Raw genomic sequence first — 14,484 nt, forward strand, 5'->3', positions numbered from 1 at the left:
ACTGCACGAGCGACTGGAACACCGGCAACCTGAATGACACGAAAAACCAATCCGACGATCACCGCCATCTGGCCCGGCCGGCCTTATCCACGCGGCGCCACCTGGGACGGGGAGGGCGTGAACTTCGCGCTGTTCTCGCAGCACGCGACCCGCGTCGAGCTGTGCCTGTTCGACGAACGCGGCCGCCACGAGCTGCAGCGCATTCCGCTGCGCGAGCGCACCGATGGCGTGTGGCACTGCTACCTGCCCGAGGCGCGCCCCGGCCAGGCCTACGGCTACCGCGTGCACGGCCCCTACAAGCCCGAGGAGGGCCACCGCTTCAACCCCCACAAGCTCCTGCTCGACCCCTACGCGAAAGACCTGGTGGGCGACCTGCGCTGGGGCGATGCGCTCTACGGCTACACGGTCGGCAGCAAGCGCGAAGACCTCTCGTTCGACCGCCGCGACAGCGCACCGCTCATGCCCAAGGGCCGTGTGCTGGAGACCGCCTTCACCTGGGGCGACGACCGCCGCCCCTCGGTGCCATGGCAGGACATGGTGATCTACGAGATGCACGTGCGCGGCTTCACCATGACGCACCCCGACGTGCCGCCCGAGCTGCGCGGCACCTACGCGGCGCTCGGCTGCGCGCCGGTGGTCGACTACCTCAAGCGCCTGGGCGTGACCACCATCGAGCTCCTGCCTGTGCACAGCTTCCTGAACGACCGTCACCTGGCCGAGAAGGGCCTGCAGAACTACTGGGGCTACAACACCTTCGGCTACTTCGCCCCCGAAATGCGCTACAGCGCCTCGGGCAAGGTGAAGGAGTTCAAGACCATGGTCAAGACGCTGCACTCCGCGGGCATCGAGGTGATCCTGGACGTGGTCTACAACCACACCTGCGAGGGCAACCAGCTCGGGCCGACGCTCTCGATGCGCGGGGTGGACAACGCCTCGTACTACATCGTGAATGCCGACAACCGCCGCTACTACGACGACTTCACCGGCTGCGGCAACACGGTGAACCTGGAGCACCCGCATGCGCTGCAGCTGGTGATGGACTCGCTGCGCTACTGGGCCGAGGAGATGCACGTCGATGGCTTCCGCTTCGACCTGGCCTCGGCGCTCGCGCGCGAATCGGGCAAGGTCGAGAACCTGGGCGGCTTCTTCGATGCGATCCGGCAGGACCCGACGCTCAACCGCGTGAAGCTCATCGCCGAACCCTGGGACCTGGGCCACGGCGGCTACCAGGTGGGCAACTTCCCGCTGGGCTGGGCCGAGTGGAACGACCAGTACCGCGATGGCCTGCGCGGCTTCTGGAAGGGCGACGGCGGGCTCATCGGCGAGGTGGCCAAGCGCGTCACCGGCTCGGAAGACCTGTACGGCTGGTCGGGCAAGCGGCCCACGGCCAGCATCAACTTCATCACCGCGCACGACGGCTTTACGCTGCACGACCTGGTCTCCTACAACGACAAGCACAACGAGGCCAACGGCGAGGACAACCGCGACGGCAACAGCCACAACGTGTCGTGGAACTGCGGCGTCGAGGGGCCGACCGACGACCCCGAGGTGGTGACGCTGCGCGAACGCCAGAAGCGCAACCTGCTCGCCACGCTGCTGCTCTCGCAGGGCGTGCCGATGCTGCTGGCGGGCGACGAACGCGGCCACACGCAGCAGGGCAACAACAACGTCTACTGCCAGGACAACGAACTCGGCTGGCTCGACTGGTCGCCCACGCCCGAGCGCCTGGCGCTGGCGACTTTCGTCGAGCGCGTGGTGGCGCTGCGCCGCGCGCACCCGTCGTTCCGGCGGCGTACCTTCTTCGCGGGCAAGCCGGCCGAAGGCGAGACCGTGACCGACGTCCACTGGCTCAAGCCCGACGGCCAGGAGATGCGGCCCGAGGACTGGAGCGACACCAACGCCCGCTGCATCGCGATGTACATCCCCGGCGGCGGCATCGCCGACCGCGGGCCGCGCGGCGAAGCGCAGCACGACGACGACTTCCTGGTGCTGATGAACGCGCACCACGACGAGATCGCCTTCACGCTGCCCGCGGCGCCGCATGGTTCGTGGCGGCTCCTGGTGGACACCGCGAGCAATTCGCCCCCCCCCACGACCGAGGATGCGGCCTCGCTCGCACCGGCGTGGGCCGAGCCGGCCTATCCGCTGCAATGCCGCTCGCTCGTCGTGATGAGCCGGCCGGATGTGCGGCCATGAGCGCCCGTTCGCATCGCATGCCGTTCGGCGCCACGGTGCGGGCCGACGGCGTGGACTTCGCGCTCTGGGCCCCGTCAGCGGAAACCATCGTGCTCGAACACCGATCCGCGTCTCATCCGATGACGCGCGACGGCGGCTGGCATCGCCTGACGGTGCCTGACGCGAAGCCCGGCGACCGCTACAGCTACCGCCTTGCCGACGGCACCCGCGTGCCCGACCCGGCCTCGCGCTTCAACCCCGACGACGTGCACGGCCCGAGCGTGGTGACGGACCCTGAACAATTCGCATGGACCGACGACGGCTGGCGCGGCCGGCCGTGGGAAGAGGCGGTGGTGTACGAGATGCACATCGGCACCTTCACCGACGAAGGCACCTTCAACGCCGCGCGCGAGCGGCTGGCGGCGCTCGCCGAGCTTGGCATCACCGCCATCGAGCTCATGCCGCTCGCGGATTTCCCGGGCCGGCGCAACTGGGGCTACGACGGCGTGCTGCAGTTCGCGCCCGACGCCTCCTACGGCACGCCGGACGAGCTGAAGGCGCTGGTCGACACGGCGCACGCGCTCGGATTGATGGTGCTGCTCGACGTGGTCTACAACCACTTCGGGCCGGAAGGCAACTACCTGCACGCCTATTGCCCCGAGTTCTTCAACGCCGGAAAGCAGACGCCGTGGGGCGCGGCGATCAACTTCGATGGACCGGATTCCCGCACGGTGCGCGACTTCTTCGTGCACAACGCGCTCTACTGGATCGAGGAGTTCCGCTTCGACGGCCTGCGCATGGACGCGATCCACGCCATCCGCGACGAAACACGGCCGCACATCGTGCGCGAGATCCGCGAGGCCATCGACGCGGGCCCGGCGCGCGAGCGCCATGTGCACCTGGTGCTGGAGAACGACACCAACCAGGCCTCGATGCTGATGCGCAATGCCCGCGGCCAGCCCGTGGCCGGCACCGCGCAATGGAACGACGACCTGCACCATGCGGTGCACGTGCTGGCCACCGGCGAGCGCGACGGCTACTACGCGGACTACGCCGACGACCCGGTGCGGCGCTTCGCGCTCGCGCTGGCCGAGGGCTTCATCTACCAGGGGCAGCCCTCGGCGTTCCGCCAGGGCGAGCTGCGCGGCGAACCGAGCACCAGTTTGCCGTCGCAGGCCTTCGTGTCGTTCCTGCAGACGCACGACCAGGTCGGCAACCGCGCCTTCGGCGAGCGCATCCATGCGCTGGGCGATCCGGTGCTGGTGCGCGCGGCCATGGCCTGCCTGCTGCTGTCGCCGCATGTGCCGATGCTGTTCATGGGCGACGAGTTCGCGGCCTCCACGCCGTTCCAGTACTTCTGCGACTTCGGCCCGGACCTTGCGGCCGCGGTGTCCGAAGGCCGGCGCTCGGAGTTCGGCGGCTTCGCGGCCTTCAAGGACGAAGCGGCCCGCGCGCGCATTCCCGACCCGAACGCCGAGGCGACCTTCCTCGCCTCGAAGCTGCGCTGGCGCGAGCGCGGCACGCGCCCACATTTCTCGCGGCTCTGCGAGGTGCAGCAACTGCTGGCCCTGCGCCACGAGCGCATCGTGCCGCACCTTGCGGGCATGGCCGGCGCTGGCACTTTCCGCTGCGAGAACGACACGCTGCGCGTGCAATGGGACCTCGGGCCCGCGGCCGACGGCGCGCCGCCGCTGCGGCTGCATATGCTGGCTCACTTCGGCGCGCAGCCGGCAGAGGACATGGAGATGCCGCCCGGCGAAGCGATCCACAGCGACGGTGTCGGCGGCCACGAGGGCGCACGGCAACTTGCGCGCGGCGCGGTGCTTGTGACGCTGGAGGCGGTGCATGGTGGATGAGGCAAACCACGGCCCGGTCGGCGGCGATCTCGGGCGGTTGTGCGAACACTTCGGCATTGCGACAGGCTATTTCGACGCTTTCGGCGTGCGGTGCGAAGTCTCCGCACCGAACCTCGTCGCCTTGCTCGCCGAGTTCGGCGTGAAGCTCGAAAGCGCGGCCGACGCAGGCCCCGCACTCGATGCGGCACGCCGTGCGCGCTGGGCCGAGGCGCTGCCGCCTGTGCAGGTAGTGCAGGCCGGCCGCCCCGCGGGGGCAGTGACGCTGCGGGTGCCGGCGTCGATGGGCCGACTGCGCTGGCGGATCGGCGACGCGCACGGGCGGGAGGTCGAAGGCGAGATCGATGCCGACACGCTCCATGAAAGCGGCCGCTGCGAAATCGGCGGAACCCTGCTGTGCGAACGCGTGCTGCAGGTGCCGCTCGCGCTCGAAGCCGGCTACCACCGGCTGCGCATCGAGGGCCTGCGCGGCGAAACGCTGCTGCTCGCCACACCAGGCCACTGCTACCGGCCACCCGCGGTGCGCGAGGGCGGGCGCGTCTGGGGCGCGGCCGTGCAGCTCTACAGCCTGCGCTCGCCGCGCAACTGGGGCATCGGCGATTTCGGCGATCTGGAAGACCTCGCGGTGCGCATGGCGGCGCAGGGCGCCGATGTCATCGGCCTCAATCCGCTGCATGCGCTGTTCGCGAGCACGCCTTCGAACGCGAGCCCGTACAGCCCGTCGTCGCGCCAGCAGCTCAATGTGCTCTACATCGACGTCGAAGCGGTCGACGGCTTCGCGGACTGCACGCCGGCCCGCGACCGGGTGCATTCGCCCGACTTCCAGGCCCGGCTCGCGGCACTGCGCGCGACGCCGCTGGTCGACTACGGCGGCGTGGCCCAGGCCAAGTTCGAGGTGCTGGCCTTGCTCTTCGGCGACTTCTGCGCGCGGCACCTGCCCGCGGAGGGCGCGCCCAGCGAGGAGGGCCGGGCGTTCCTGGCCTTCGTCGCGCAGCGCGGCGAGGCGCTGCGACAGCACGCGCTGTTCGAAACGCTGCAGGCGCACTTCCTCGCGACCGAAGGCGGCGCCTGGGACTGGCACGACTGGCCGCCCGCCTTCCGCGACCCCGATTCCGCCGAGGTGACCGCCTTCGCCGTGGCGCATGCACAGCGCGTGCAGTTTCATCAGTACCTGCAATGGCTCGCGACCCGGCAACTGGCGCGGGTGGCGGCGCGCTGCGAAGCGCTGGGCATGGGCGTCGGCCTGTATGTGGACCTCGCGGTGTCGGTGGACCGTGCCGGCTCCGACACCTGGGGCGCGCAGCGGGTGTTCGCGGACGGCGCCAGCGTCGGCGCGCCGCCCGACGAGTTCAACCCCGCCGGCCAGGGCTGGGGCCTGCCGCCGCTGCGGCCCGATCGCCTGCGTGCCGACGGCTACCGTTTCTTCATCGAGACGCTGCGCGCAAGCATGCGCGGCGCAGGCGCGCTGCGCATCGACCACGCGATGGGGTTGATGCGGCTCTTCTGGATTCCGCAAGGCCGCAGCGCGCGCGAGGGCGCGTATGTGTATTACCCGCTCGAGGAGATGCTGGCCATCGTCGCGATCGAGAGCCATCGCCACCGCTGCATGGTCGTGGGCGAAGACCTCGGCACCGTCGAGGACGCCGTGCGCGAGGCGCTGGCCCGGGCCGACGTGCTCTCCTACCGGCTGCTGTATTTCGAGAAGCGCCACGAAGGCGGTTTCAAGCCGCCCGAGGCCTATCCGGCAGCAGCGCTGGTCGCGATCAGCACGCACGACCTCGCCACCTTCGCCGGCTGGTGGACCGCCGCCGACCTGCGCGAGCGGCTGGCGCTCGACCTGTTCCCGGACCCCGCCGTCTTCGACAAGCAGTTGATGGACCGGGCACGGGAGCGCATCGAACTGATGCAGGCCCTGCAACACGCCGGACTGCTCTCGCGCGAGGAGGCCGCACAGGCGGCAGGGCTTGCGATGCCGTCTGCGCGCCTCGTTGAAGCGGCGCATGCCTTCCTGGCCGCGACGCCCTCGGCACTGATGATGGTGCAGCTGGAGGACGTGGCCGGCGCCGTGGCGCAGGCCAACATGCCCGGCACGGTGGACCAGCATCCGAACTGGCGGCGCAAGCTCCCCGAGCCGGTCGCCGCATTGGCGGACGGCCATCGCATGCGAGCGTTGGCCGGCGCCCTGCGCGCGGCACGGCCGCGCCGCACCCATGCCGGCGAAGGCGAATCGCCGGGCCTGCAGACCCGCGTGCCGCGCGCCACCTACCGGCTGCAGTTCCACAAGGACTTCGGCTTCGACGATGCGATCCGCGTGCTGCCCTACCTCGCGAAGCTCGGCGTGAGCCATGTGTACTGCTCGCCGATCCAGCGGGCGCGGCCGGGCAGCATGCACGGCTACGACGTGGTGGCGCATGCCGAGGTCAACCCCGAACTCGGCGGCGAGGAGGGCTTTGCGCGCTTCGTCGCGGCGCTGAAGGCCAACGGCCTCGGCCAGCTGCTGGACATGGTGCCCAACCACATGGGCGTGTTCGGCGCCGACAACGCCTGGTGGATGGACGTGCTGGAGAACGGGCCTGCCTCGCTCTTCGCGCAGCACTTCGACATCGACTGGCAGCCGCTGAACGTCGAGCTGACCGGCAAGGTGCTGCTGCCGGTGCTGGGCGTGCACTACGGCGAAGCGCTGGACAACGGCGAGCTGGTGCTGCGCTTCGAGGACGCCACCGGCAGCTTCGCCATCGGCTACTACGACCACCGCTTTCCGCTCGCGCCGGAGAGCTATCCGGTGGTGCTGGAGCAGGCGCTCTCGCGGCTTGGCGATGCAGAGTCTGCGGCGCGGCTCGCCAGCCTTTCGACGGCATTCGGGCACCTGCCGCCACGGGACACGAGCGATCCGAAGGCGCAGGCCGAACGCGTGCGCGACAAGGAACTGCTCAAGGCCCGGCTCGCGCGGCTCGCCGGGCGCCATCCGGCGGTCGCAAAGGCGCTCGTGGCCTCGGTGGCGGCGCTGAACCTCGCCCTGCCCGAGGCCCGCGATGCGCTGCACCGGCTGATCGAGCTGCAGGCCTACCGGCTCGCGCATTGGCGGGTGGCGGCGGACGAGATCAACTACCGGCGCTTCTTCGACATCAACGACCTCGCGGCGGTGCGCATGGAGCGCGAGGAGGTGTTCGAGGCCACGCAGTCGTTCGCGCTGGACCTCGCGGCGTCGGGCGTGGTGGACGGCTTGCGCATCGACCACCCCGACGGGCTCTACGACCCGGCGGACTATTTCCGCAAGCTGCAGGAGGGCTACGCGCGGCGCGCCGGCCTGGTGCTGCCCACGCACGATGCAAAGGGCCGGCCCGCACGGCCGCTGTACGTGGTCGCCGAGAAGATCGCGGGCGCGCACGAGGAAGTGCCCGAGAGCTGGCATGTGCACGGCACCACCGGCTACCGCTTCGCCAATGTGGCGAACGGCGTGCTGGTCGACACCGCCGCCGAGGCGGCCGTGCTGCATGCATGGCAGCGCTTCACCGGCGAGGCGGAAGACTTCGCCACGATGTCGCGGGCCGGGCGGCGCGAGGTGATGCGCAACGCGCTCTCCTCGGAGCTGAACGTGCTCTCCACCGAGCTGCTGCGCATCGCGCGGGCCGACCGCAGCACGCGCGACTACACGCTCAATGCGCTGCGCCGCGCGTTGGCCGAGGTCGGTGCGTGCATGCCGGTGTACCGGACCTACATCGTCGATGGGCTTTCGGCGCAGGACGAACGCTTCATCGACGAGGCCGTGAACGAGGCCGCGCGCCAGAGTGGCGATGCCGACCGCAGCGTCTTCGACTTCGTGCGCAGCGCGCTGCGCGGCGAGGCCGTCGCCTCGGCACCGGCCGCGCTCGGCGAGCGGGTGCGGCGCTTCGCGGTGCGCTTCCAGCAGTTCAGTGCGCCGGTGGCGGCGAAGGGCGTGGAAGACACGGCGTTCTACCGCTACTTTCCGCTGAGTTCGCTCAACGAGGTGGGCGGCGAGCCCGATCTTTTCGGCATCGACGTGGCGACCTTCCACGCGCTCAGCGCCGACCGCGCGAAGCGCTGGCCGCACACCATGCTCGCGACCTCGACGCACGACAACAAACGCTCCGAAGACGTGCGCAACCGCATCGACGTGCTCTCGGAGATGCCCGACGAATGGATGCAGGCACTGACCCGATGGCACGGCCTGTGCCGCAGCGCGCGCAAGAAGCTCGCGACAGGCGAGGCGCCGTCGCGCGCCGACGAATACCTGCTGTACCAGACGCTGCTGGGCGCCTTGCCGCTGGGCGGGCTCGACGCCGCCACCGCGCCGGCCTTCGCCGACCGCATCTGGCAATACATGCAGAAGGCCGCGCGCGAAGCCAAGCTGCGCTCGCGCTGGTCGCACCCCGATGCCGACTACGAGGCCGCGCTCGAGGGCTTCGTGCGCGAGCTGCTGGCCGATCCGAAGGAGGGCGGCTGTCTCGCCGACATCCAGCGGCTCGCGGACCGGCTCGCCTGGTTCGGCGCCTGGAACAGCCTCACGCTCACGCTGCTGAAATACGGCTCGCCCGGCGTGCCCGATCTCTACCAGGGGAGCGAGCTCATCGAACTGAGCCTGGTCGATCCGGACAACCGGCGGCCGGTGGACTATGGGCTGCGGCAGCAGCAGCTCGATGGGCTGTATTCGATGGCCGACCAGGACGAGCTCGCCGCACGGGTCGGCGGCATGGCTGCTGCGCCGCACGATGGGCGCGCGAAGCTCTGGTTCATCTGGCGGCTGCTGTCGCTCAGGGGGCGGCATCCGCTGCTGTTCCGCGAGGGCGGCTACGAGCCGCTGGCGGTCGAGGGGCCGGGGGCGCGGCATGTCGTGGCGTTCGCGCGCCGGCACCAAGGGCAGACGCTGGTGATCCTCGCGGGCCGGTTGTTCGTCGGCCTTTCAGCGGACGCCGCGGCAGCGCCGACGCTTCCGCCAGCCGCGGCATGGAACGGCACGACGGTGCGCCTGCCCGAAGGGCTCGGCGTGGCGGCGCTCGGCAACCTGCTGACCGGCGAATCCATTCCGGTCGATGCGGGTGCAGGTGCGGCTGCGGGCACGGTGCGGCTGGCGGACGCCTTCCGCCACATGCCGTGGGCGGCGCTGGTGATCGAAAACCCGTCCTGATCAATCAGCCCAGCACATCAGCCCAGCACGCGCGGCAGCAGTTGCACGACGAGCGCGCCCAGCACGCCCTGCGCGGTGACGCAGTGCCACATCAGCGCGGTGTTGTCGAGCGTCGCGCGCGCGGTGGGCTGCAGCCTGCCGGCCCATGAGCGCGCGAGCACATAGCCGCCCATGAGCACCAGCACAGCGACGTGGAAGGCCTGGTAGCCGAGCAGCACGCCGACGCTTGCGCTCCAGGCCTGGTCGCTCGGATCGAGGCCGGCGCGCCAGTGGCCCGCCAGGTCGAACCCGAGCGCAGAGGCGGCGCAGAGCATCGCGAGGCCGGCGAGCCATCGCACGGTGCGCTGCACAGCCGGTGGGAGCGGCCTTCGAACGGCCACCGCCATGGCCGCAGAGCCCAGCAGCAGCAACACACCGGATGCCAACGGCCAACGCAGCGGCGGCAGCGCGGCGCCCGGCGGCGGACACACCTCGGCGGCCATCGACAGGTGGATGTGCGTGAACAGGAAGGACACGAAGATCGTCATGTCCACCGCGATCAGCACGATCACCGCCCACCACGAATGCGAGGCGCGCCCGGCGGCGCCCACGGGCAGGCGCACGCCATGGCCGACGTCGGCGGTCTGCGTCGGTGGCGGCTGGTCGGAACCCCAGAGCCACCGCAGGATCGCGACGATCGCGAGCAGTCCGCATGCGAAGGCGGGCACCACCTGCGACACTGTCAGGAGCAGGAAGAAGCCGGCAGTGCCCACCGCCGCGATGAACGGCCACCAGCCATCGGTCGGCAGCCGAAGCAGGTGCATCGGCCGTGCGTCGCGCATGCTGGTGACCAGCGTCTCGCGCCCGCCGAAGACGGTGCCCGGCAGCCAGTGCCGGCCGGCCTCGACCTCTTCGGGCAGTGTCGGCTGGCGCCACAGCGGATAGAGCGAATCGATCTCGGGAATGCTGCGCACGCCGTAGTCGCGCGGCGGCAACCATTCGAGCGTGCCCGCGCCCCAGGGATTGCCGTGGTCTTTTTCAGGCCGCCGCAGCGTGCGCGCCGCGTCGATGAAGAACAGCAGCACCCCGGCCGCGAGCACGAAGGCGCCCACGGTCGACGCCATGTTGAGCCCATTCCAGCCCAGGTCGTCCGGATAGGTGTAGACGCGGCGCGGCATGCCCATGAGCCCCGCGATGTGCATCGGAAAGAACGCGAGGTTGAAGCCGCCGAACATCAGCCCGAACACCCAGCGGCCCCAGCGCTCCGAGAGGCGATGCCCGTTGAACACCGGCGCCCAGTAGTAGAAGCCCGCGAACACGGGAAACACCATGCCGCCGATCAGCACGTAGTGCAGGTGCGCGACGATGAAGTAGCTGTCGTGCGCCTGCCAGTCGAAGGGCAGCACCGCCACCATCACGCCGGTGAGTCCGCCCAGCACGAAGATGAAGTGAAAGCCCAGCAGGAAGAGCGTAGGCGCATCGAGGGTGATGCGGCCGCGCCAGAAGGTGGCGATCCATGCGAACACCTGCAGCCCGCTCGGAATGGCCACCATGAAGCTCGCGGCCGACACCACCAGCATCGAGAGGTTTCCAAGGCCCGTGGTGAACATGTGGTGCGCCCACAGCAGGAAGCTCACCACGCTCACGCCGATGAGCGCCATCACCACCGCGCGGTGCCCCACCAGCGGCGTGCGCGCGAGCGTGGCCACCATCATCGAGACCATGCCGGCCGCGGGCAGGAAGATGATGTAGACCTCCGGATGCCCGAAGAACCAGAACAGGTGCTGCCACAGCACCGGGTCGCCACCGCGCGCGGCGATGAAGAAGGGCCAGTCGAACGCGCGTTCGAGCTCCAGCAGCGTCGTGGCCGCGATCACCGCGGGAAACGCGAACACGATCATCACCGCGCTCACCAGCATCGCCCATGCGAACACCGGCATGCGCATGAGCGTCATGCCCGGCGCGCGCGTGAAGAGGATGCCGATGATCAGCTCGATGGCGCCGGCGATGGCCGATATCTCGATGAAGCCGATGCCCAGCAGCCACCAATCGGCGCCGCGTCCCGGCGAGAACTCCTTGCTGGTGAGCGGCGGGTACATGAACCAGCCACCGTCCGGCGATTCGCCGAAGAAGATCGTGCAGAAGAAGGCGATGCCGCCGATGGCATAGGCCCAGAACGCATAGGCGGAGAGCCGCGGAAACGGCAGGTCGCGCGCGCCAAGCATGCCCGGCAGCAGGTAAACCGCGATGGCCTCGACGATCGGCACCGCGAAGAGAAACATCATCACGGTGCCGTGCATCGTGAAGAGCTGGTTGTAGGTCTGTGCACCGACGAAGTCGTTGCCCGGCACCGCCAACTGCATGCGCATCACCAGCGCGAGGATGCCGGCCAGCACGAAGAAGAGCATTGCCGTCGCGATGTAGAAAACGCCGATGTGCGTGTTGTTGACCGCCGAGAGCAGCCGCCAGCCGTGCGGCGCGCGCCAGGCGCGTTCGAGTGCTTCGCGTTCGCCTTCGGGGCGCGGGGCGGGCTCTGTCATTTCAGTTGCCCGAGGAAGGCCGCGATGGATTGCAGCGTGGCCGCGTCGAGGCGCTCGCCCGACGAAGGCATGCGCGCGCCCGGCTTGAGCTCCTGCGTGTGGGCGATCCACGCGGCGAGGTTTTCGGCGTCGTTCGGCATCGTGCCCGCGCCAAGGTACAGGCGGCTGCCGACGTGCGTGAGGTCGGGGCCGAGGCGACTTTCCTCGCTCACGCCGCGTACCGTGTGGCAGGCATTGCAGCGGTTCGCGAGGAAGGCCTCGCGGCCGCGTTCGATGTCGGGAGAGGAGGACGAAGAGGAGGAGGGCGGCGCAGCCGGCTTCGCCTGTGCCGCGAGCCACGCATCGAACTCGGCCGGCGCCTGTGCCACCACATGCAGCGCCATGCGCGCATGCTGCTCGCCGCAGTATTCGGCGCACTGCCCGCGGTAGGTGCCGGGGGTGTGGGCCTGCAGCAGTAGGTGCTGCACGCGGCCGGGCAGCATATCCATCTTGCCGCCGAGCGCAGGCACCCAGAAGCTGTGGATCACGTCGGCGCTGCCGAGGCCGAAGTAGACGGGTCGCCCGACCGGAATGCGGATCTCGTTGGCGGTCGCGACCTCGGCGCCGGTCGCCGGGTCGCGGTAGCGCACCTCCCACCACCACATGTGCGCGGTGATGCCGACGATGAGCGCGTCCTTCGGCGGCACGGCCCGCCAGGGCGGCCGGTGCCATTCGCTGTACGCAAAGAGCGCGACCAGCACGACGGCCGGAAAGACCACGCCGCCGCCGATGATCCAGAGCCGCGCGTGCAGCGTGCCCGTGTGCCGGCGCGCCGCGAGCACCAGCAGCGCCATGACCCCGAGGAAGATCACCGTCGCGCCGCCCGCCAGCAGCCCGGTGACGCCGAGCAGCGTGTCGGCGACCGGCCCCGCGGCCTGCAGTGCCGATTGCGATGGCGACGGGGCGGTGCTCATTCGAGCGCGAGCAGGTAGGCCGCCATGTCGCGCGCATCCTGGGGCGACACGCCCATGGCCGGCATCGCGGTGCCGGGCACGAGGGCAGCCGGCGCCACGATCCACTGCGCGAGCGTGTCGGGCCGGTTCGGCAGGTGGCCCGCGATGTAGCTGCGCCGCCCGTAGGCAGTGAGCGGCGGGCCGACTGCGGCTTGTGCAATGGGCACACCTGGAATTGCGTGGCAGCTGCCGCACTGGTACTGCGCGAGCAGGCGCTGGCCCGCCACGCGTTGGGCGGAAGGCGCGCCGCCGTAGGGCAGGTCGCGCTCGCCGAGTTCGCAACCGCTTGCCAGGACTGCAAGCAACAGGGCGGCGAATGCGGCGGAAGGAGCGGCCATCTGCGGATTCTGCGAGCGCGAACGGGCCTTCCGCCGACACCGCAAGCCCTGGTGCGCGTCGGACAATGCCGCCAAATGGGGACGCCCAAGACCATCCTCCTCACCGTCGCGACGCTCGGCCTGACCGCGGCGGCCGGCGCGGCATGGCTCGTGTGGGGCGGCCTCTACAACGTGGCCGCCACCGAGCAGCACACGCAGCCCGTCTATTCGCTGCTGGAAGTGGCAATGCGGCAGTCGGTGCGCCTGCGGGCCCGCGGCATCGTGCCGCCGGATATTGCCAACGAGCAACTGGTGGCGCGCGGCGCGGGCTGTTTTCGCGACAAGTGTGTGCAGTGCCACGGCGCGCCGGGCGTGGCGCAGGGGGATATCGGCAAGAGCATGCAGCCGCTGCCGGGCCCGCTGGTCGATGCGAGGCAGCGCTGGAATGCGAGCGAGCTCTACTGGGTGACGAAGCACGGCATCAAGATGAGCGGCATGCCGGCGTGGGAGTACCGGTTGTCCGACGAAGACCTGTGGGCTGTGGTCGCGTTTCTCGAGCGTCTGCCCGACATGACGCCGCAGCAGTACGCACAGGCGAGTGCGCCAGTGATGCCCACCGGCCAGGGCGCGCCGGCCGCGCCTTCATGCGGACCCGGCGTGCGCCCGGCCTCCCCGGAAAAGGGCGAGGTGCGGCGCGGCGCACGCGCGCTTTCCCAGTACGCCTGCAATGCGTGCCACACCATCCCCGGCATCACCGGCTCTTTTCCGAACGTCGGCCCGCCGCTGGCCGGCATGGCGAAGCGCTCGTTGATCGGCGGCAGGCTCGCCAACACGCCCGACAACATGGTGCGCTGGCTGCGCCACACGCGCCAAGTCGATCCGCTCACCGCGATGCCCGAGTTGGGCGTGACCGAGCAGGACGCGCGGGACATCGCGGCCTACCTGGCCACGCTGGACTGAGGGCGGGCAAGGGCGGTCGGCAGCGCTCGCCGCACCTTCCCGTTGCGCCAACACGCTGACGCGCTGTCTGCCTACAGCCGTGCGCGGGCGGAAGAGCGACTGTCCGGCGCATGACGCTGGCCGTTTTCATCGTGGAAGACGAACCGACGATCCAGGACAGCCTGAAAGTGGTGCTGGAGGGCTATCTGCGGGCGGAGATCGTCGGCACTGCGACCTCGGAGTCGGAGGCTGTGGCGTGGCTGGAGGCGAACCGCGACGGCTGGCGCCTGCTGGTGGTGGACCTGCTGCTCAAGCAGGGCAGCGGGCTGGGGGTGCTTGCGGCGCTGGCCGCCCTCGGGCCCAGATGCGGGCTGGTGGTGGCGCTGACGAATGCGGCATCCGCGGACAACCGCGCGCAATGCCTGACCCTGGGCGCCGACGCCGTCTTCGACAAGGCCGCGGAGATCAACGAGTTCCTTGCGTTCTGCGCTGAGGGGCTCAGCGAGAAGGCCTGAGATGAGGATGCTCCACGGCGCCGAGCGG

General features: G+C 70.1%; 8 protein-coding genes. 5 read left to right on the top strand and 3 right to left on the bottom strand.

The window, feature by feature from the left end:
- Positions 1–33: 33 nt before the first annotated feature.
- The 3 genes from glgX to J2W23_RS19645 are packed head-to-tail and all read left to right on the top strand — an operon-like array spanning position 34 to position 9,174.
- Entirely contained in the window at positions 34–2,196 is a 2,163-nt protein-coding gene (gene glgX / locus J2W23_RS19635) for a glycogen debranching protein GlgX (RefSeq protein WP_176657418.1), read from the top strand.
- Entirely contained in the window at positions 2,193–4,031 is a 1,839-nt protein-coding gene (gene treZ / locus J2W23_RS19640) for a malto-oligosyltrehalose trehalohydrolase (protein WP_307649923.1), read from the top strand. The genes glgX and treZ overlap by 4 nt, the downstream gene beginning before the upstream one ends.
- Positions 4,021–9,174, top strand: coding sequence for a malto-oligosyltrehalose synthase (locus tag J2W23_RS19645; protein WP_307649924.1), 5,154 nt, complete (start codon positions 4,021–4,023; stop codon positions 9,172–9,174). The genes treZ and J2W23_RS19645 overlap by 11 nt, the downstream gene beginning before the upstream one ends.
- 17 nt (positions 9,175–9,191) lie before the next feature.
- Here the strand turns inward: J2W23_RS19645 and ctaD are convergent, their stop codons facing one another.
- Genes ctaD through J2W23_RS19660 form a run of 3 tightly spaced genes read right to left on the bottom strand, consistent with a single transcriptional unit; the run spans position 9,192 to position 13,023 of the window.
- Complete coding sequence (ctaD, locus tag J2W23_RS19650) at positions 9,192–11,693, bottom strand: cytochrome c oxidase subunit I (protein ID WP_307649925.1); 2,502 nt, start codon at positions 11,691–11,693, stop codon at positions 9,192–9,194.
- A complete protein-coding gene (locus J2W23_RS19655; RefSeq protein WP_307649926.1) occupies positions 11,690–12,646 on the bottom strand; it encodes a cytochrome c oxidase subunit II in 957 nt (318 codons plus the stop codon). The genes ctaD and J2W23_RS19655 overlap by 4 nt, the downstream gene beginning before the upstream one ends.
- Positions 12,643–13,023: a c-type cytochrome gene (locus J2W23_RS19660; RefSeq protein WP_307649927.1), complete on the bottom strand. Its 381-nt coding sequence runs from the start codon at positions 13,021–13,023 to the stop codon at positions 12,643–12,645. The genes J2W23_RS19655 and J2W23_RS19660 overlap by 4 nt, the downstream gene beginning before the upstream one ends.
- Positions 13,024–13,098: 75 nt before the next feature.
- Between J2W23_RS19660 and J2W23_RS19665 the strand changes: the two genes are divergently transcribed.
- Together J2W23_RS19665 and J2W23_RS19670 are read left to right on the top strand one after the other, a co-directional pair.
- Entirely contained in the window at positions 13,099–13,962 is an 864-nt protein-coding gene (locus J2W23_RS19665; protein ID WP_307649928.1) for a c-type cytochrome, read from the top strand.
- 110 nt (positions 13,963–14,072) lie between these two features.
- Positions 14,073–14,456 (top strand): response regulator, encoded by a 384-nt coding sequence (locus tag J2W23_RS19670; protein ID WP_307649929.1) that lies wholly within the window; start codon positions 14,073–14,075, stop codon positions 14,454–14,456.
- The last annotated feature ends 28 nt before the right edge of the window (positions 14,457–14,484 follow it).

The sequence above is a fragment of the Variovorax boronicumulans genome, assembly GCF_030812215.1.
Classification (GTDB): domain Bacteria; phylum Pseudomonadota; class Gammaproteobacteria; order Burkholderiales; family Burkholderiaceae_C; genus Variovorax; species Variovorax boronicumulans_C.

Excerpts from the sequence above, each read along its gene's own strand:
- ctaD (WP_307649925.1), bottom strand. The coding sequence starts at position 11,693 with ATGACAGAGCCCGCCCCGCGCCCCGAAGGCGAACGCGAAGCACTCGAA.
- J2W23_RS19655 (WP_307649926.1), bottom strand. The coding sequence starts at position 12,646 with ATGAGCACCGCCCCGTCGCCATCGCAATCGGCACTGCAGGCCGCGGGG.
- J2W23_RS19670 (WP_307649929.1), top strand. The coding sequence starts at position 14,073 with ATGACGCTGGCCGTTTTCATCGTGGAAGACGAACCGACGATCCAGGAC.
- glgX (WP_176657418.1), top strand. The coding sequence starts at position 34 with ATGACACGAAAAACCAATCCGACGATCACCGCCATCTGGCCCGGCCGG.
- J2W23_RS19645 (WP_307649924.1), top strand. The coding sequence starts at position 4,021 with ATGGTGGATGAGGCAAACCACGGCCCGGTCGGCGGCGATCTCGGGCGG.
- J2W23_RS19660 (WP_307649927.1), bottom strand. The coding sequence starts at position 13,023 with ATGGCCGCTCCTTCCGCCGCATTCGCCGCCCTGTTGCTTGCAGTCCTG.
- treZ (WP_307649923.1), top strand. The coding sequence starts at position 2,193 with ATGAGCGCCCGTTCGCATCGCATGCCGTTCGGCGCCACGGTGCGGGCC.
- J2W23_RS19665 (WP_307649928.1), top strand. The coding sequence starts at position 13,099 with ATGGGGACGCCCAAGACCATCCTCCTCACCGTCGCGACGCTCGGCCTG.